Raw genomic sequence first — 19220 nt, forward strand, 5'->3', positions numbered from 1 at the left:
AAGCCCTTCCCCCGCCCCTTCCGCTTGTCACTCTCTTCCTGCACACCGCGGATGTCATGTCCGCGACCACCGATCCGCCGATGGGACCCCCCCATGCCTCGAACCAGCAGGACCTCCCGGCTCGTCAGAACCACGTCCGTCGCGGGCAGCGCCCTCGCGCTCACCGTCACCCTGTCGGGCAGCGCCTCCGCAGGCGTGCTGCAGAACCTCCCCGAGAACGCCACCGCGCTCCAGACGTATTTCGAGCCCGTGTACGACTACGACACGGACTCGTGCTACCCGGCCGCCGCCATCGACCCGGCAGGCAACCTCAACGGCGGCCTGAAGCCGACCGGCTCCATCACGGGCCAGTGCCGCGGCGGTCACCTCGACCATGCCAACACCTACTCGCGGGCCAAGTGCAACAACGGCTGGTGCGGGATCATCTACGCCAGCTACTTCGAGAAGGACGAGGCGTCGCCCGGCATCGGCCACCGCCACGACTGGGAGTGCATGGTCGTCTGGGTCCCCGAGGGCGCGAACACACCGTCGTACCTGTCCGCCTCCCGGCACGGCGGGTTCAGCACCCATCCCATCGCCGACGTCCCGATGAGCGGTCAGCGCGTCATGGCCGTCTACCACAAGGACGGCGCCAGCACCCACGCCTTCCGCTTCGCCCAGTGGGGCGAGACGGCCGAGAACGACACCGGCGCCTGGCACCAGGAGAACCTGCTCACCTGGGACAACCTGGCGCCCAACCTGCGCAACACCCTGAACGGCTCCGACTGGGGGGACGCCAACCTCCCCCTCCAGGACTCCAAGTTCAACGACACGCTCAACAAGGCCAAGCCGTCCGGGATCCCCTTCGCCCCGTACGCCTGACACCCACCAGGCGCGGACCCTGCGAACTCCTCGCGGCGGCCCGGCCCACCGGCCCGGCCCCGCCGTCACGACGATCAGCCGCCCCCGCGCACCGGGGCGGCTGATCCGGGACGGACGTCGCGATGCGACGACCGCGCCCGCCGGCGGTCAGAAGCTGCCGTAGTTGACCTGCCAGGTCGGCAGGCCCATCCGGCGCCACACCGCGACGACGCGATCACGGTCGTCGAGGGAGACCCGCACCGCGAAGCGGTGACGCACATGCCGGTCGAACAGCTCCGCCTTCACCACGTCGTCGCGGCGGCCGTCACCCGCGGCACGCATCCACAGCTCGTCGTACGGAACCTCGTGCGCCCGCAGCCACGCCTCCGTCCGCTCGCGGTGCTCCTCACCGCGTCCCGAGAGCAGGACGACGACATCGCCGTCGGCGCCCCGGAAGGAGCGCAGCGCATCGCGCACCGACACGTTGAGCAGGTCTTCCCCGCAGCGAGTGAAGTCGAACGGGCCCCGGGCGCCCCGCAGGGCGAGCGTGCCGTCGATGTCGCACATGACGGCCGAGGGGAGAGCCGGGTCCGCGATGTACGGCTCGACGGACGGCTCGTCGTTGAGCCACTCCGCGGTGAGCCGCCAGCCGCCCCGCTTGGCCACGCCGTGCTTGTGGGCGAGGAGCCGGATGATCTCCTCGCCGACCACGCGCTCCCGCTCGGCGTCGCGCCGGATGCACTCCTCCACCGGCACGTCGGTGAAGTCGTGCACGACGAAGGTGGCCTGTCCCGCCACGGCTGCCTTCAGCCGCTTCGGTATGTGCGGCGTCATGTGCGTGTTGTCGACCACGACGTCGAAACCGCCGTCGACGGCCGCGCGCACCGCCGCGTCCTGGATCTCCAGCACGGTCTGCTCATGCGCGTGCGACCGGCCGCGCTCGGGCGCCGGGACGTCGAGCATCGTCCGCAGATCGTCGAGGTTGACACGACGCATCCGGCCCTCGGACTCCGCCTGCATCCTGCGCGCGGCGGTCGTCTTCCCCGAGGCCGGAAGCCCCGTCATGACGTGTACTACGGGCACGGTCAGTTCTCCTCGTCGGTCTTGAACGGGTCGGACGCCTCCGGCCGGGTGGAACGGTACGTCACAAGCTCCGTCGGGCGCCCGTCCAGGCGCAGGAACATCGCCGGGCGCAGCGCCGCGTCGGGCAGTGCGCCCGCTGCGCGGGCGAAGGCCCCCCGGTCGCCGGCGAGCGGGGCGAGGGACCGGAACGCCTCGTCGATCGCCTGCTCGCGGTCGGCCACCTGCTTCTCGATTCCCGCGATGACACCGCGCACCCAGGCGTCGAACTCGTCGGGCACCTGCTCGAGCAGCGCGTCCAGCGGCCGGCCACCGGACGCGGTGACGTCCTCGGCCGAACAGCCGAGCGCCTGGGCCACCTGCTTGGCGGGCAGCCCCGCGAACCGCTGGATGCCGTGACCGCGCCAGACGTCCCGTTCGGTCACACCGGTGAGCACCTTGTGGAGCCGGACGTACTCGGACAGCTTGGCCTTGGCCCGGACACCGGAGGCGAAGCGCAGCACGAACCCCTCGGCCTCGGTGCCGGTGGCCGCCCGGCCGCCGGGGAGCCGGTTGCCGTCGGCCAGGGCCAGCAGTTCGTCGAGCGGCATGGCGGGCCACACGGTGACGACCGAACCGATGTCACCCCAGTGCGTCGCGGCCTCGGCCAGGGCGACTTCCGTGCCGTCCTTGGCGAACGCGGCCAGCAGCACGAGGTCACGTCGCTCGCCGTAGTCGACGACGATCCGGTTCTGCGGGTACAGGATCTCGGCCAGGTAGGTCACCCCGGGGACCAGACCGGAGGTGTCCTTCCCGTCGAGCAGCCGCTGCGCCCATGTCGCCTGGGTGCTGATGAACGAGCCCTTGGACGCGACCCGCCACCGGCCGGCGTAGTGGAAGACCACCGCCAGACTGCCGTCGACCTTCTCGTACACCTCGAACGGCTCGTCCGGCAGCTCGGGCGCGTAGGGCTGACGGGCCTCGTGCTCACCCACGTTGAAGAACTTGGGCAGCGGCAGCGCCACGATCTCACCGGTGACGTCGTCGGCGACCAGGCCGCGGCAGCGGGTCGTCACCCGGTTCCACACCCGTTCGTACTGGCACACCCGTGTGTACGTGTAGATGGACAGCGGCAGTTCCGGGTGCGGCTTGCGCGTGACGTGCCCCGCGTCGAGCGCGGCCGTCAACTCCTGCGGCGGCAGCAGCTCATGAAGAGTCAGGTTGACCTGGCTCATGGTGTTCCTCCCCTTGGTGATCCCTGATTGTCACGCGAGGAGAGCGCCGCTGAACAGTCATTTGGCTTCGGACACGGCGCGGGGCAGGCCCACCGCCGCCGCTGGTCGGCGCACCAGCAGATCGATCACGCCCGTCAGATCCTCCTCGCCGTCACCCTCGGCCAGACGGCGGCGCATCAACTCGAAGTAGGGAGTGAGCAGTTCAGGGCTGACGCCCTGCTGTTCGGCCGTGCTCAGGAAGGTCGGCGTGCCGGCCACCTGCATGGCGAGGTTCGAGACGACGCCCTTCGTGTAGTCGCCGCTCCGCAACTGCTCGGCGGTCTGGTGGACGGCCGGGGCCATCGCCACGAGCCAGTCGGAGAGCAGCGGGGCGAGCGCCGCGGGGTCGACGTCCTCCTTGCGGATCAGAGCGAACGCGTGCGCGGCGCCGGCGAACATCCCGTACATGGCACTGAGCAGGGCCACGTCGTGCAGGGCCGCGAAGCCCGCGTCCTCGCCGACGTACGCGGTGCCGACGGGGACCGCCAGGGTCTCCCGGTATCGCTCGAACAGTGCGCGCGAGCCGCTGTAGAAGACGTAGCCGCCGGCTTCGGGGACGCCGATCATCGGAGGGACGGCCATGATTCCGCCGTCCAGGTAGCGGGCCCCACGTTCGCGGGCCCACTGCGCGCGTGCGCGGGCCTGGGCGGGGGTGCTGGTGGTCAGGTTGACCAGATCCCGGCCGGCCAGGTCGGCGCCGGCCAACGCCTCGTCGACGGAGGCGTCGTCCAGCAGACAGACGACGACCAGGGTGTTCGCCGCGACCGCCGCCGCCGCGGTGTCCGCGACGCTCGCACCCTCGGTGGCGAACGCCCCGGTGCGGGCCGGGGTGCGGTTCCAGACGGTGAGCGGGTGACCGGCGGTGAGCCAGGTGCGAGCCAGCGCGGTGCCCATCGCGCCGAGCCCCAGTATCGTGACGGGAGTCTTCTCCACGGTGTTCTGTGCCATGCCGATCAGGCTGGTCGCAGAACCGGAGACGATCAAGTACGTACTTGACAGTGGGTGGTTACCCCGAGGTGAGCGAGCACGTCGGAAGGGTGGGGCATGACGACGCTGAACCGGCCGGGCACACCGGAGGGACACGTCTGCGGGATCGACACCGCGATGGAGGTGATCGGCGGCAAGTGGAAGGTGCTGATCCTCTGGGCGCTCCACGAGCACCCGCACCGTCGCTTCGGCGAGCTACGTCGCCTGCTTCCGGGGGTCACCGAGAAGGTGCTGGCCTCCCACCTGCGTGAGATGGAAACGGACGGTGTCGTGCACCGTGTCTCCTACGACGAGGTGCCGCCCCGCGTCGAGTACTCACTGACCGAGGACGGCAGACGCCTCAACGACGCACTCCGACCGCTGGCCGACTGGGGCCGCGAACGGACGACCCCCTGAGGGCCGGAGGAGAAGCCGGACCGTTCTCCGTGGTGAAGACACCGGTCGCAGCCGCTCGTCCAGGGGGAGGGGCCGGCGACCGCGGTCAGGGCGTACGGGCTCGAAACGGGGCTGCTGACGGCGGCCGCCGCCAACGCCGGCGCCGACGGGATCCGGGAGGGCGTCACGGGCGTCGTGTCGGTGAAGCTGGACCGTCCCGAGTTCCTCGGGGCCACGCGGACACCCCTGGACGGCAGGCGGGTGCACGCCTGCGTCCGGGAGGCCGCCCGGGACCCCGTCGGCCGCTGGCTGGCCGAGCACTCGGAGGACGTTAGAGGGTGCCGCCCGTCGGGTTGTACGCCTGCGCGGTGAACGCGGGCACGGCCAGCAGCGCGGACGCGGCGGCGAAGGCTCCCAGCGTTTTTCCCAGGCTTCTTCTCTGCATGGTTCCTTCTTCTGGGTGGTCAGGGAGGGATACCGGTTCAGTTGTCCGGGCCGGTGCCGGCGCCCGCGCCGGAGGCAGGGCCGGCGGTGTCGGAGACGAGCACGCGCACGTCCCACGGGCCCAGGCGCAGCGCGGCGCCCGCCGGCGCGGGCCGGTCGTCGAGGACGTCGGTCAGGTCGGCCGGAGCGTCCACGCTCGTGGGCTCCCAGCTCCAGTTGTGCACGATGTGCACGCGGCGTCCGTCGGGCGAGACGCCGGTCGTCGCGGTCACGGAGGCGGGGAGCCCCTGCCACCCGCTGCGGGGGGCCGGAGCCAGCCAGGCGGCCAGGCTCCGGGCGAGACCACGGCCGGGAACCGTGCCCACGCAGGTCACCCGGCCCGCACCGTGCCGGCGGGTGGTGACGGCCGGCCAGCGTCCGAAGTGCGGGTGCTCGTAGGAGGCCAGGACCTCGGCGTCGGTGACGGTGAGCCCTTCGGCCCAGTGGGTCGCCGTCGCGTCGGAGGGCACGTCGAGCGTGCCGCCGGGTACGCCGCGGACCGGCACGTCGTGCAGGAGGTTGCTGAACTCGTCGTAGTGGACGCCCGCCGCCTCCGTGAGGCGTCCGGGGGCCGCTTCGAGGCGGGCGCGGGCCTCCTGGTCGGCGTAGCCGGTGCGCGGGCCGAGTACGAGGTGACCGCCCGCGTGGGCGTAGGCCGCGAGCCAGTCGACCGTGGCGTCGTCGACGACGTACAGGGCGGGCGCGACGAGCACCGGATGGCGCCGCACGGCGTCCTCGGGTGTCATCCCCTCCCGCTGCCCGCTGGGGTCGTGCAACTGCCGCGCGTGGACGATCCGCACCTGACGGCCCGCCTCGAAGGCGCCGCGGTAGAACGGGTCGAAGACACGGTGGTAGGAGGCGGGGTCCGGCGCGCCGTCCGGATTCGACAGCGGCGGGTACTTCTGCATCAGCCACTTGCTCGGCATCGAGTAGACCATGGCGATGTCGCAGTCCGGTTCGAGACCGGCGACGAGCGGTCCGGCCTTGTCGAACTCCGCTCCCAGACGGGTCACTTCGGCGTACGTGCGGCCCGGCTGTCCGCTGTGCGGGAGGACGCCGCCCCAGTAGGTCTCCGCGCCGAAGCGCAGCGTCTGCCACTGCCAGTACTCGATCATCCGGGCGCCGCGGGCGACGTGCGCCCACGCGGTCTGACGCCACTGGCCGTCGTAGCCGGGGCGGTTGTCCCAGGGGAAGCCGATGGAGTTCGCGTTGGTCTCGGTGACCAGGAACGGCGCCTGGCGGGAGGAGAACATCCAGTCGGCCGTCTGGTACATCGCCCACACGCCGGTGGTCTTCCAGATCTGCTCGTGCGTGTCCGGTGTCGGATCGGGCAGCAGCAGGCCGTCCTGCATGTCGTAGTACGGGTTGCCGGAGGCGATGTCGAGACGGTCGCTCATCTCGTCGTCGTCCACCCCCTGACGGGTGTAGGAGATGCAGGTGGTGACGAACTGCCCCGGTTGCGCGTACTCCCGGACGAGGTCGGCCTGCCAGCCGATGAAGTCGGTGACCTGACGGGCCTGGAACGCGCGCCACGCGACGTCGTACTGGGGCTGCTCGTTGCCGTCGGGCGTCCACAGGTCCGCCCAGGTGGACAGTCGGTGCGACCAGTAGACCAGGCCCCACTCGCGGTTGAGGGTCTCCACGTCTGCGTACGTGGTGCGCAGGTGGTCGACGAAACGCTGGAAGACGCCGTGGTTGTGGAGGAGGTGCAGCCCCGGCTCGTTGTCCACCTGCCACCCGATGACCGCGGGGTGGCCGGCGTAGCGGGCGGCGATCTTCCGGATGACCCGTTCGGCGTGGAAGCGGAACGCCGGGTGGGTGAAGTCGACCTCCTGGCGGGCGCCGAACCCGATGCGCTCGCCGGTGCGCCGCTCGCCGGCGATCTCCGGGTACTGGCGGGCCAGCCACAGCGGCGCGGCGTAGGTCGGCGTGCCGAGGACGACGGAGATGCCGCGCTCGTGGGCGCCGTCGAGGACCGGCTGGAGCCAGTCGAGGTCGAAGCGTCCGTTCTCCGGCTCCCAGGTCGACCAGACCGACTCGCCCACCCGGATCACCGTGAAGTTCGCCTCGGCCATCAGGTCCAGGTCGGTCTTCAGCCGTTCGTCGGGCCGCAGTTGGGGATCGTAGGCGGGCGTGTACTCGTGGTAGTACGCGGCGCCGAAGAGGACACGGGCAGGCAGAGCCGCCATGAGGGGAAACCTCCGAGAAGACGGGGAGAGGTACGGGTGGTGCGCGTCACTGCTTGACGCCGCCGGAGGCCAGTCCGCTCTGCCAGTACCGCTGCAGCATCAGGAACGCCACGACGAGCGGGACGATCGAGATGAGGGAACCGGTCACGACCAGCGCGAACATGTCGCTGCTGGCGCCCGCTCCGCCGTTCTGCGCCTGGGCCGCCCACGAGGAGAGGCCCACGGTGACCGGGTACAGATCAGGGTCGTTCAGCATGATCAGCGGCAGGAAGTAGTTGTTCCAGGTCGCGACCAGCGTGAACAGCAGGACGGTCACCAGGCCGGGGCTCAGCAGCCGCAGGACGATGCGGAAGAAGATCCGGGCCTCGCCGGCGCCGTCGATCCGGGCGGCCTCCAGGATGCTGTCGGGGACGGCGTCCTCGGCGTACACGCGCATCAGGTAGAGGCCGAACGGGTTGACGAGGGAGGGCAGGATGATCGCCCACGGGGTGTTGACCAGGCCCGCCTTCGCGAAGAGCAGGTAGGTCGGGATCGCCAGGGCGGTGGTCGGCACCATGACGGCCCCGAGCACCAGGCTGAAGGCGGTGCGGTCGCCGCGGAAGCGGAACTTGGAGAAGCCGTACCCGCCGGCGGCGGCGAGGAGTGCGGCACCGACGGCGCTGACGCCCGCGTACACGACCGTGTTGAGCAGCCAGCGAACGAAGACGCCGTCGTCCTGGGTGAAGGTGTCCTCGATGTTCGTCAGCAGCTGCGGAGCGTGCGAGAACCACAGGCCGAAGCTGTTGAACAGGTCCTGCGTGCTCTTGGTCGAGGCGATCAGCAGCCAGAGCAGCGGGAGGAGGAAGTAGGCGAGGGCGGCCAGCATCGCGATGGTCAGCGGGGTGCTGCGGCGGCGGGCCGACTGCCGATGCCGCTTGCGGCCCTGCTCGTCGGCGGTGGGCTCGACGGCCGGTGCGACGGTGGCCTCGGGGGTGAGGGCGGTCACGGTGTCCTCCTGCGGTTCGCGGTGAGCAGGACGGCGTAGGAGGCGATCACGATGACGAGGCCGAGGAGGAAGGAGACCGTGGCCGCGTAGTTGACCTGCTGGCCGGTGAAAGCGAGCGTGTACGCGTAGAGGTTGGCGGTGTAGGAGCTCGTGATGACGTCGGGGGCGATGTTCATGAGCAGCTTGGGCTCGTTGAACAGCTGGAAGCTGCCGATCACGGAGAACAGCAGGGTGAGCAGGAGCGCCGGGCGCAGGGCGGGAATCTTGATCGACCAGGCGATGCGCCAGGCGCCGGCGCCGTCCATGGACGCGGCCTCGTACAGCTCGGTGGGGATCGTGCGCAGCGCGGCGTACAGGATGATCATGTTGTAGCCGACGAACTCCCAGGTCACGATGTTGGCCAGGCTGCCGAGCATCCAGCCGTCGCTGAGGAAGTCGGGGACGGGCAGGCTGACCTTCCGGGCGATCCGGGCGAACGGGCCGAAGTCCGGGCCGTACAGATAGCCCCACATGAGCGAGGCCACCACGCTCGGCACGGCGTACGGGACGAAGATGCCCAGCCGGATCACCCGGGCGAGCCGCAGCAGGCCGCTGTCGAGGGCGAGCGCGAACAGCAGCGCCAGCAGCAGCATGAGAGGCACCTGGATCACGAAGAACAGCGCCACGCGGCCGACGCCGTGGAGGAACTGCGGATCGGTGAGGGCCTGGGTGTAGTTGTCGAGGCCGACGAACGCCGTGCCGCCGATCAGACGCTCCTGGAAGAGGCTGAGGTAGGCGGCATAGCCGAGCGGCGCGAGGTAGAGCAGCAGGAACAGCACCATGAACGGTGCGACGAACAGCGGCCCTGCCGACCGTCGCCGGCTCGCACCGCCGCGCCCGGGCCGTGCCGGCCCGTCCCGGCGCCGGCCCTTGGGAGAGGCCGTGGTTGTGGCGGTCATCATCGGCCCTTTCTGAGGAGGGATGACTGGTGGGGGGCGGGTCCCGCCCGTGGGGCGGGACCCGGCGGGCCGTCAGGAGTTGACGGTGAAGCCCTGCTTCTTGGCGTAGGTGGTGAGCCTCGACTGCCAGGTCCCGAGCGCGCGGGCGGTGTCGGTGCCGTCGGCCAGCGACTTGCCGACGGTCTCGGTCCAGTCGGTGGCCGCCTGGTCGAGGAACGGCGGCCACTGGAAGGAGGAGCTGACCGTGGAGCTGATGTCGGCGAAGATCTGGTTGACCTTCTGCCCGCCGTAGAAGGCCGGCGCGTCGCCCACGAACGAGGCGTCGGTGAGCAGGGCCTTGGTCGCGGGGAAGAAGAACTGCTCGGTGGCGAACATCTTCGCGCTGGCCGGGTCGCTGTTGAGGAACTGTGCGAACTGCGCGGCCGCGATCGGGTTCTTGGTGGACCGGATGACCGCGGTGGTCGAGCCGCCCCAGTTGCCCGAACTCGGCTTCGAGGCGTCCCACTGCGGCAGCGGGGCCGCTCGCCACTTGCCCGCGGTGGCCTTGGCGGAGCCGGAGAGGAATACGGGGCCCCAGGCCGCGGTGATCCAGGTGGCGTACTTGCCCTTGTTGAGCGCGGCGTACCAGGAGTCGGTGAAGTCGGGTTCGACGCCGATGACACCTTCCTTCGCCAGGCCGCCCCAGTACGTGCCGAGCTTCTGCGAGACGGCGTCGTCGACGCTGATGGTGATGTCGCTCTTGCCGGAGGTGACGTACGGCTTGGCGCCCGCCTGCCACAGCAGACCGTGCCAGGCGGCGACCTGGTTGGCGGCGAGGTTGGTGAGGTAGACGTCGGGGTCGTCCTTGTGGAGTTTGCGCGCCGCCGCGGCGAACTCGTCCCAGGTGGTGGGGACTTCGATGCCGTGCTTGTCGAAGATGTCCTGCCGGTAGAGCATGCCCATTGGGCCGGTGTCCTGCGGGATCGCCCACACCTCGCCGTTCGTGCCGCTGACCTGCCCCCAGGTCCAGTCGACGAAGGTGTCCTTCAGGGCGGCGGCGCCGTAGGGCCGCAGGTCCAGCAGGCTGTTGGTGATCGTGAAGGTGGGGATCGCCTGGTACTCGATCTGGACCATGTCGGGGGCGCCGCTGCCGGCCTTCAGCGCCGTGCGCAGCTTGGTGTACTGCGGGGTGCCCTGACCGGCGTTGACGACCTTGACCTTGATCGCCGGGTACTTCTTCTCGAAGAGGGCGACCTCCTTGGCGACGTCCGGGACCCACGTCCAGAACGTCAGCTCGGTCGGCGTCTTCATCGCCTTGTCGATGTCGGCCTGGCTCACCGGCTCGGCGGATGCGGAGGAGCCGCCGCCGCTGTCGCCGCAGGCGGTGAGGGCGGCGCCCAGCGACACCGCACCCGCGGCGGTGAGGAAAAGCCGACGGCTCATCTGGGACGGGCTGGGGGTGGAGCGGAGTCTGTACATGGTGAACTCCCGCCGATGGCTGAGGAAGGGCACGCCGGACGAGGGCATGCGGAACAAGGGGTGACGAGGGAGGGACAGGGGTCGGACGTGACGGCCGGGACACGGGTCCGACGGGGCCGGGAATACGTCCTCAAGGCCTCACCCGGCGGGCCTGCCGCCGCTGCGGCGGGAATCCGGTGGCCGGGGGAGGGAGAGGAGGGAGGGAGAGGTGCTGCGGCGGGTCCGTTGCCCGGCCGCGGGGTGAGGAAGGGAGGGGCGCCCTCGCCGCCGCAGGGTTTCCGCGGCCTGCGGGGGCGTCGGCAGGGCACGGCCGGCGCGGTGACCTGCGCGCGGCCCGGGCCCTGCGATCGGGCGCCCGGAGGCGGAGGCTGTCGCCCGGGCCGCGCGCCCCGGTCAGTTCTGGGCGGGGGCGGTCGCCTGCGCGGGCGGGGCGGGGCCGCCCCCGTCCGGACGGTGGGCGATGCGGCGGCCACGATCCCGGGGTGGCCGGGTGGGAGGCGGCCCGGTCGAGGCGCGGAGGATGAGGTCGACCGGCGGCTCGCTCGCCGGCAAGGGGTCCGCCTGCGGGTTCTCGATGATGTGCACGAGGCGTTTGATCCCCTCCTGCGCCACGACGTCGAACGGCTGCCGGATCGTGGTGAGCGGAGGAGTCACGTAGGCCGCGACGGGGATGTCGTCGAAGCCGACCACGCTGACGTCCTCCGGCACGCGTCGGCCGGCCTCGGTCAGGGCCCGGATGAGGCCGATGGCCATGTCGTCGTTGGCGGTGAACACCGCTGTCACGCCGGCGTCGGAAGCCAGCCGGCGGCCGGCCGCGTAACCGGAGGCCGCCGACCAGTCGCCTTCGATGACGGGCGGCACCGCCCTGCCGTTCCCGACCAGTGCGGAACGCCAGCCCTGGGCACGGTCGCGGGCGGCGAACCACCGCTGCGGCCCCGCCAGGTGATGGACCGTCACATGCCCCAGGTCCAGCAGGTATTCGGTCGCCGTCCGCGCCATGACGTCGGCGTCGACACCGGCCACCAGCGACCTCGGCGTCGAGAACGGCGGCGCGCCGAGGACGAGGACGGGTACGTCCACGTCGAGGCGGGCCGCGAGATCTCCGTCCCGCCCGTCGTCGATCGGCTCGGAGATGACGATGCCGTCCACGCCCTGGTCGAGGAGTGAATGGACGGCGGGGGCGACGCCCGCGGGGTCGCCCTCCATGGTGTTGACCACGCGCAGGGCGTAGCCCGTGTCCCGAACGGCGCGCTCCACGCCCATGATCAGCGAGGCGGGGCCGTACAGGGCGGTTCCCAGTGTCACGACGCCGATCGAACGGGTGCGGCCGGAGGCGAGTGCCCGGGCGGCGTTGTTCAGCCGGTAGCCGAGTTCGTCGGCGGCCTCGAGGACGCGTCGGCGCACATCGGCGGAGACGTACGGCTCGTCGTTGAAGACCCGGGACACCGTCTTCTGCGAGACGCCCGCGACCCGGGCCACGTCCACACTGCGCGGTGCGCCGGAACTGCCGCCCCGTCTTGCCCCTCGCGTCATGGTGTCTCCCGGCCGTCGTGAGTTCCAGCGGCACCGGTGGACGTCTGCCCGGCCGATTCCGTCTGACTGCGCTGCCATGTCTACGCAGTCAGACGGAAGCCGTCAAGTGTCCGGAATACATTCGTGACGCCCTCGAAACCCGAGGGACGGGCCCGCCGGGCGTCCTGCGCGAAGGGCGGGTGCGGGGTTCGTCGCATGTCTTGACGTCCCCCGTCTGACTGCGTAGACATATCCGAAGCGGGTGGCCGGAATGCGGTGGCGCGCTGCGAGTCCGGCGCGCCGAGCCTCGAGCCGCTCGCCTGCCCCGTTCCCGGTTCATGACCCGCCGGACGCTCCTGCGGCACGGCCCGCCGGGTCCTGTGGCGCCGCCCGTCGGATCCAGCGGCACGGCCCGCCGGACGTTCGTCATCGGCGGCCGGGAGGGGCTCGTCGGCGGGAGGCGTTCGCGGCGCCACGGACCCCCGTGCGAGCGCCGCCCGCGTGCCCATGGCGTCGCCGGGCAGCTCTCAGCGGGTCGGCGTGATTCCCGTGCGCCCGTGGTGCGAGCCGGAGACCGATCGGGCCGCCTGCGCCCCCGTACCGGGCGCGGCGCCCGGGGCGCGGGCCGGGCCGCCGCCGGGACAGGGCGGGGCAGGGACCGCAGATGAGGCGGATCGGACGGCCTCGGGCACGGCGCCAGGGCCGGAAGAGCAGGAAGAGCAGGAAGACCCGGAAGGGACGGAAGACCCGAAGGAGCCGGAAGAGCCGGAAGGGAGGGAAGAGCCGGAAGGGGCGGGCGTCGGCGGCTCGTCCGAGGTGTCGGTCAGGCTGGCGGCCAGCCACTGTTCTACGGCGGTGATGTGGACGGTCGCGGCGGAGGCGGCGAGCAGGGCATCGCGTGAGGTGAGCGCGGCGAGGATCTGCTCGTGGTCCCGATGGGCGTGGTCCAGGGCATGACGGGTCCGGCTGCCGCGGACGATGCGGACGCGCTGCGTGCGGGTGGAGACGACCTGCAGCAGCATCGACAGCACGGGGTTGCCGACGGCTTCGACGATCTTGAGATGGAAGGCCGTGTCGTGGGCGACGAACTCCTCCACGGTGGCGACGCTCCGGGAACGGTCGAGGATGTCGCGCAGTTCCCCGAGGTCCTCCGGCTTCAGCAGCGCGGCGGCAAGCCCGGTCGCCTGCGGTTCGAGCAGCCGCCGCACCTGGAGCAACTGCAGGGCCGCGTGGCCCTGGGATACGTCGGCGGCGAAGGAGAGGGTCTCCAGCAGGAGATGGGGCTCCAGGCTGGAGACGTAGGTGCCGTCGCCCTGGCGGGTGATCAGGATGCGCATGGCGGCCAGCGCACGGACGGCCTCGCGCAGCGAACTCCGGGACAGTCCGAGCTGTTCGGCGAGGATCTCCTCCTTCGGCAGCCGGGAACCGGGCGCGAGCTCGCCGGCGACGATCATCGCCTTGATCTTGTCGATCGCGTCGTCCGTCAGGGCCACGAACGTGCCTCTCCGTGCTGGGGGGTGTGTGTGCGGCGGCTCCGCCGGGCCCGGCACGGCGCCGGCGGAGCCGCAGGTGGGAGGCGGTTACTCCTGCTTCTCGCCGGAGGCGAAGCGGGAGATGATCAGGGCGACGATGATGATGGCGCCGTTGAGGAACTGGTTCCACAGCGGAGGCACGCCCGCCAGCGTCATGACGTTCACGACCAGCTGCAGGGTGAGGACGCCGGTGAGGGCGCCGAACACGGAGCCCTTGCCGCCGTTGAGGCTGACCCCGCCGATGACGGTCGCGGCGAAGACCTGGAAGATCCAGCCGCTGCCCTGGGTGGCGGAGATGGAGCCGTAGTGGCCGCTGTAGAGGATGCCGGCGAACGCGGCGAGGACGCTGCCGAGGATGAGGACGGTCCACACGATGCGGTCGACGCGGATGCCCGCGGTACGGGCCGCCTCCGCGTTGCCTCCGATCGCGTACAGCGCCCGGCCGTGCCGGAGCCAGGCCAGTGCGCTGCCCCCGACGGCGAAGAGCAGCGCGCACACCCAGATGGCGGCGGGCATGCCCAGCCAGGACGCCTTGCCCAGGTAGGTGAAGGACGAGGGCAGCTCGACGATGGACTGGCCCTCGGAGAGGGCGACCTGCAGACCGCGGAGCATGGTCAGGGCGCCGAGCGTGACGATGAACCCGTTGAGGCGCAGCTTGAGGATGAGGAAGCCGTTGACGGCCCCGATGAGCGCGCCGACCAGCAGGCAGAGCGGGACGGCCGTCCACTCGGGGAGGAGGCCGAGCCCGTTGAACCGGCCGCCGCTGGAGGGCAGTACGAGCCACACGGCGATGACGGGGGCCACGCCGATGGTGGACTCCAGCGACAGGTCCATCCGTCCGGCGATCAGGATGAACGTCGTGGCGAGCACCAGCAGGCTCAGCTCGGTGGACTGCTGGGCCACACCGATCAGGTTGTCGGCGGTGAGGAAGGCCGGCGAGACGATGAACCCGATCAGGCCCAGGACGAGGATGGCCGGGACGAGGGACAGTTCACGGAAGCGTCCGAGGTCGACCCGGCGGCGGACGGTGTCGCCGCCGGCCGGCCCGGCCTTGCTCGCGGTGGGCTCGGTGAGATCTGTGGTGGCGGACATGACTACCTTCCGTGCTCGTCTGCGCCGGATGAGGCGGACAGGGGTGACGCGATGGCGTGGGCCGTACCGCCGGAGACGCCCTCGATGGCGGCGACGACGTCCTCGTCCTTCCAGCCGCGGTCGAACTCGGCGACGACCCGCCCGTGGAACATGACGACGACCCGGTCACAGACCTTGAGGTCGTCCAGTTCGTCGGAGACGATCAGCGCGGCTTTGTCGTCGTCCGCGACCTGCCGGATCCTGGCGAGCAGGAACTCCTTGGACTTGACGTCCACGCCGTTGGTGGGCCGGATGGCCACCAGCACGTCGGGGACGGTGGCCAGGGCGCGCGCGACGACGACCTTCTGCTGGTTGCCGCCGGAGAGAGCGGAGACCGGGGTGGCGGCGCCGGGGGTCTTGATGTCGAGGTCGCGGATCATGTTCCGGGCGAACGCCCTGGTCCGGGCGGGGAGCACCGTGCCGAACGGGCCGAGCTGGTCGGTGACGGTCAGGGTCGCGTTCTCCGCCACGCTGCGGTTGCCGACCAGTCCCTGGAGATGGCGGTCCTCGGGGACGAAACCGACCCCGGCGGCGAGCGCGGACGGCACGCTGCCGGTGCGCACGGTCCTGCCGCGGACCGAGATCCGGCCCGTCTTGGCCCGGTGCAGCCCGGCGATCGCCTCACCCACCTGCACGTTTCCGCTGGCGGTCGCCCCGGCGAGCCCGACGACCTCGCCGGAACGCACCGCGAGGGAGATGTCCTCGCAGGCGCCGGGCAGCGTCAGTGCGTCGAGCGCCAGGACTTCCGTGGCGTTCGCCCGTGCGGCCCGGGGCCGGCCCGCGGCGGTCGCCACACCGGCCGACTCGCCGGTCATGGCCTCCACCAGGGCCTGGTGCCCGAGCTCCGCGACGGGCGAGGTGAGGATGTGGGCCGCGTCGCGGTAGACGGTGACCGTGGTGCAGAGGTCGTACACCTCTTGCAGGTGGTGCGAGATGAACAGGAACGCGACGCCCTGGCGCTGGAGGTCCCGGAGCTTGTCGAACAGCCGCTCGATGCCGCGGGCGTCGAGCTTGGCCGTCGGCTCGTCGAGGATGATGAAGCGCGCACCGAAGGACAGGGCCCGGGCGATCTCGACGAACTGTCGCTGCTCGACGGTGAGGTCCCTGGCCCGCGCGGTGGGGTCGACGGCCACGCCGTACTCGCCGAGCAGTTCTCCGGCGCGCCGGCGCAACTGCTTCCAGCGAATGGGCCGGACCGCGCCGCCGCTCTGCCGGTTCAGGAAGAGATTCTCCGCGACGGTCAGCTCACCGATGATCGTGGAACGCTGGTAGACGCACGCGACCCGGGAGCGCCAGGCGTCGATGTCGCCGACGGCGGGAGCGGGCTCGCCGGAGAATCGCAGGCTGCCGGTGTCGGGCTGCTGGAGCCCGGTGAGGATGGACACGAGCGTCGACTTGCCCGCGCCGTTGCGCCCGACCAGGGCGTGCGACTCGCCCGGAGCCACGGCGATACGGGCGTCGCGCAGCGCGACGGTCGCGCCGAATCGTTTGCTGATGCCGGCCGCCTCGGCCACCGGGGCCGGGGTGCCGGGGCCGGCCGCAGGGGCGGTCGCGGTGTCCGCCATGGTGGATACCGTCCTTCGTTTACGGGGGCTGGGACCGGGGGGCGGGTGTGTACCCGGGCCGGCGGGGGCGGGCGTCGGGCGTGGTCCGTCCCCGCCGGCGCGGTGTGCTGCGACTGCCGGCCGTCAGCCGACGTTGTTGCCCCACAGGGTCTTGTCGTCCACGTTCTCCTTGGTGACCAGCGGCGCCGGCAGCTGGTCCTCGAGGCCGTTGGGGATCTTGATGATCGTGGAGTCGTGGTCGGTGGCACCCGGCTTGAAGGTCTTGCCCTCGGCCGCGGCCTCGGCGTAGTACAGCGCGTACTTGGCGTAGAGGTCCGCGGGCTGGGAGACGGTGGCGTCGATCTGGCCCTTGCGGATCGCGTCGAACTCCTGCGGGATGCCGTCGTTGGAGACGATGGAGATGTGGCCCTTCTGGCCGGCGGGCTTGAGCAGGCCCTTCTGCTCCAGCAGGGCCAGGGTCGGCTGCAGGAAGACACCGCCGGCCTGCATGTACACGCCGTTCAGGTCGGGGTGCTGGGCGAGCAGGCTCTGCAGCTTGGCGGAGGCCACGTCGCCCTTCCAGTCGGTGGGCAGCTCGAACACCTTGATCTTCGGGAACTTCGTCTTCATGCACTCCGCGAAGGCCTCGGAGCGGTCGCGCCCGTTGATCGAGTCCAGGGCTCCCTGGAGTTCGGCGACCTTGCCGGTGCCGCCCAGCTGCTTGCCGAGGAACTCGCAGGCCTTGGTGCCGTACGCGCGGTTGTCCGCGCGGACGACCATGTAGACGTCGCCCTTGTCGGGTCTGGTGTCCACGCTGACCACGGGGATCTTCTTGGACGCGAGGGTGTCGAGGGTCGACGCGATGGCGCCGGTGTCCTGGGGGGCCATGACGATGGCCTTCGCGCCGGTGTTCTGGAACACCTGGACGTTGGCGACCAGCTTGGTGACGTCGTTCTGCGAGTTGCTCAGCGGCAGGGCGTTGAGGCCGTCCGACTTGATGTCGCCCTTGACGTACTGCGCGTAGGAGTTCCAGAAGTCGGAGTCGGAGCGCGGCAGGTCGATGCCGAGGGCGGGCTTGTCACCGCCCGAGGCCGTCGAGCCGGTGCTCTCGCGGTTGCACGCGGTGGCGAGGGCCAGGACCGCGACGACGGCGGTGACGGCTGCGGCGGTGGAACGGGTGTGAGCGAGCTTCATGGCCGTGTTCTCTCCTAAGCCAGGGGCGCGGGGCCGCAGGGCGACGGTGGGAGGGGAGGCGTACCCGCCTGTCGGGAGGGGCGGAGGCGCCGGCCGGGCAGGTGCCGATCCTGGTGCCGAATGCGCGGATCGTGCCCGAGGAGAAGGGAATCGAGGGTCAGCCGGTGACCGAGGTGTTGGCAGCGGGCGGCCACACGGGTGCGGCCCGAACGGCGCACCGGGACGATGCGAACCATTCCTCCGATGTATCTCGGACGACCAGGACGTTACGACGGCGTTGCCGAGATTGACAAGAGTCCGCGGTCGACGATTTGCGGCACATCGTGCCGTGAGCCGTCCAGGCGCTGCTCCGGCTCCCGGGATTGCCGGTCGCTGTACCTCCCGACCTGCGATTTCAAGGAAGGGCGGGTCTCTGGCGACGGGTTGCCGCGGGCTCACGATTCGGCAACGGCGTCACCGGGAGGGCGGGGGCGGGGCGGAGCCGGCCGCCCGGGAGCCGGGGTCCTTCTTCGGATCAATCAGTGACATGTCCACTCATCCCGCCCTCATCGAGGCGGATCGTCGACCGCGCGGCGCGGGATTCATCGGAGGGCGAGTCGTGTGGCCCCCCTCACGTCAGGCACGACCATGGAGGAAAGGGCCCGGAAGGGGCCGGGCCGACAAGCCCGCGGAAATACATCCGAGGAATCCATTGTCAGCTGCGGATTCCGCATCTATGGTCACTCTGCCGCCATACATCCGATGACTGTGTGCGCGGATGAGTGAGCGCCGCGGAACAGTCCACGCCCGGACGACCCCACCGGCCCCGTCCCACGGCCGGCCGCCCTCAGACGAAACCCGCATGGCAGAGGAGTTGCCCCAGTGAAACTGCTTCGAGTCGGCGCCCCCGGACAGGAGCGCCCCGCCGTCCGCACCGACGACGGCCGGCTGCTCGATCTGTCGTCCGTGACGCCGGACATCGACGGCGCCTTCCTGGCCTCGGGCGGAGTCGACCGGGCCCGCGCGGCCGTCACGGCGGGGGAACTGCCCGGGCTCGACCCGGCAGGCCTGCGCGTCGGCGCTCCCGTCGCCCGCCCCGGCAAGATCGTCTGCGTCGGACTGAACTACCGCGACCACGCCGCCGAGACCGGCGCGGCGATCCCCCCGCGCCCGGTGGTCTTCATGAAGGACCCGGGCACGGTCGTCGGCCCGTACGACGAGGTGCTGATCCCCCGCGGCTCGGTGAAGACCGACTGGGAGGTCGAACTCGCCGTCGTCATCGGACGACGGGCCCGCTATCTCGACGGCCCCCGGGCTGCGCGGGCCGTGATCGCGGGATACGCGGTCAGCCACGACGTCTCCGAGCGCGAGTTCCAGCTCGAGTACTCCTCCCAGTGGGACCTCGGCAAGTCCTGCGAGACCTTCAACCCGCTCGGCCCCTGGCTGGTCACCGCCGACGAGGCGGGCGATCCGCAGAACCTCGCCCTGCACCTGAGCGTCAACGGTGTGAAGCGGCAGCGGGGCCACACCGGCGACATGATCTTCGCGGTCGACCACCTCGTGTCCTACCTGAGCCAGTACATGGTCCTGGAACCGGGTGACGTGATCAACACCGGTACGCCCGCGGGTGTGGCTCTGGGGCTCCCCGGCACTCCCTTCCTGCGCCCCGGCGACACCGTCGAGCTCGCCATCGACGGTCTCGGCAGCCAGCGCCAGACCTTCGCCCAAGCGTGAAAGGCA

General features: G+C 71.0%; 14 protein-coding genes and 2 pseudogenes. 4 read left to right on the plus strand and 12 right to left on the minus strand.

Translation table 11 applies throughout. From position 1 onward, the window contains the following. The first annotated feature begins 93 nt into the window (after positions 1-93). Positions 94-861, plus strand: a complete 768-nt coding sequence (locus QF032_RS37395) for an NPP1 family protein (RefSeq protein ID WP_307048924.1) — start codon at positions 94-96, stop codon at positions 859-861. Positions 862-1008: 147 nt separating this feature from the next. Here QF032_RS37395 and QF032_RS37400 read toward each other — a convergent pair whose 3' ends face one another. From QF032_RS37400 to QF032_RS37410, 3 genes are read right to left on the minus strand one after another with little or no spacing between them, the layout of a single operon-like run. After that, entirely contained in the window at positions 1009-1923 is a 915-nt protein-coding gene (locus tag QF032_RS37400) for a phosphatase domain-containing protein (RefSeq protein WP_307048926.1), read from the minus strand. A gap of 2 nt (positions 1924-1925) precedes the next feature. Further along, entirely contained in the window at positions 1926-3134 is a 1209-nt protein-coding gene (locus tag QF032_RS37405) for a T4 RnlA family RNA ligase (protein ID WP_307048929.1), read from the minus strand. A 57-nt stretch (positions 3135-3191) separates the two neighbouring features. Further along, positions 3192-4121 (minus strand): NAD(P)-dependent oxidoreductase, encoded by a 930-nt coding sequence (locus QF032_RS37410; protein WP_307048931.1) that lies wholly within the window; start codon positions 4119-4121, stop codon positions 3192-3194. Between the two features lie 96 nt (positions 4122-4217). Here QF032_RS37410 and QF032_RS37415 point away from each other — a divergent pair, with 96 nt between their 5' ends. Together QF032_RS37415 and QF032_RS40780 are read left to right on the plus strand one after the other, a co-directional pair. Continuing rightward, positions 4218-4556, plus strand: a complete 339-nt coding sequence (locus QF032_RS37415) for a winged helix-turn-helix transcriptional regulator (protein WP_306945924.1) — start codon at positions 4218-4220, stop codon at positions 4554-4556. 90 nt (positions 4557-4646) lie between these two features. Beyond that, positions 4647-4907 (plus strand): annotated as a pseudogene (locus QF032_RS40780) (hypothetical protein); the annotation flags it as partial. Positions 4908-5017: 110 nt separating this feature from the next. Here QF032_RS40780 and QF032_RS37420 read toward each other — a convergent pair. From QF032_RS37420 to QF032_RS37460, 9 genes and pseudogenes are all read right to left on the minus strand, one after another. After that, the gene (locus QF032_RS37420) at positions 5018-7207 is read right to left on the minus strand and encodes a beta-galactosidase (protein WP_307059563.1); all 2190 of its coding nucleotides are present in this window, start codon (positions 7205-7207) and stop codon (positions 5018-5020) included. Between the two features lie 46 nt (positions 7208-7253). Further along, complete coding sequence (locus tag QF032_RS37425) at positions 7254-8192, minus strand: carbohydrate ABC transporter permease (RefSeq protein WP_307048935.1); 939 nt, start codon at positions 8190-8192, stop codon at positions 7254-7256. Then, on the minus strand, positions 8189-9130 hold the full coding sequence (locus QF032_RS37430; RefSeq protein ID WP_307059565.1) for a carbohydrate ABC transporter permease: 942 nt from the start codon (positions 9128-9130) through the stop codon (positions 8189-8191). The genes QF032_RS37425 and QF032_RS37430 overlap by 4 nt, the downstream gene beginning before the upstream one ends. A gap of 72 nt (positions 9131-9202) precedes the next feature. Then, positions 9203-10588 carry an ABC transporter substrate-binding protein gene (locus QF032_RS37435; protein WP_307059567.1) on the minus strand — a complete coding sequence of 462 codons (1386 nt, stop codon included), beginning with the start codon at positions 10586-10588 and terminating at the stop codon, positions 9203-9205. A 393-nt stretch (positions 10589-10981) separates the two neighbouring features. Next, positions 10982-12121: a LacI family DNA-binding transcriptional regulator gene (locus tag QF032_RS37440; protein WP_307059569.1), complete on the minus strand. Its 1140-nt coding sequence runs from the start codon at positions 12119-12121 to the stop codon at positions 10982-10984. 797 nt (positions 12122-12918) lie between these two features. Then, positions 12919-13593, minus strand: a pseudogene (locus QF032_RS37445) (FadR/GntR family transcriptional regulator); the annotation flags it as partial. Between the two features lie 87 nt (positions 13594-13680). Next, on the minus strand, positions 13681-14724 hold the full coding sequence (locus QF032_RS37450; protein WP_306945921.1) for an ABC transporter permease: 1044 nt from the start codon (positions 14722-14724) through the stop codon (positions 13681-13683). A gap of 2 nt (positions 14725-14726) precedes the next feature. Further along, positions 14727-16328: a sugar ABC transporter ATP-binding protein gene (locus QF032_RS37455; RefSeq protein ID WP_307059571.1), complete on the minus strand. Its 1602-nt coding sequence runs from the start codon at positions 16326-16328 to the stop codon at positions 14727-14729. Positions 16329-16451: 123 nt separating this feature from the next. Beyond that, positions 16452-17501, minus strand: a complete 1050-nt coding sequence (locus tag QF032_RS37460) for a sugar ABC transporter substrate-binding protein (protein ID WP_307048942.1) — start codon at positions 17499-17501, stop codon at positions 16452-16454. Positions 17502-18362: 861 nt separating this feature from the next. On the opposite strand from QF032_RS37460, the gene QF032_RS37465 reads away from it, so the two are divergent. After that, positions 18363-19214 carry a fumarylacetoacetate hydrolase family protein gene (locus tag QF032_RS37465; RefSeq protein ID WP_307059573.1) on the plus strand — a complete coding sequence of 284 codons (852 nt, stop codon included), beginning with the start codon at positions 18363-18365 and terminating at the stop codon, positions 19212-19214. Positions 19215-19220 lie beyond the last annotated feature (6 nt).

Source organism: Streptomyces achromogenes, from assembly GCF_030816715.1.
GTDB classification, from domain to species: Bacteria; Actinomycetota; Actinomycetes; order Streptomycetales; family Streptomycetaceae; genus Streptomyces; species Streptomyces achromogenes_A.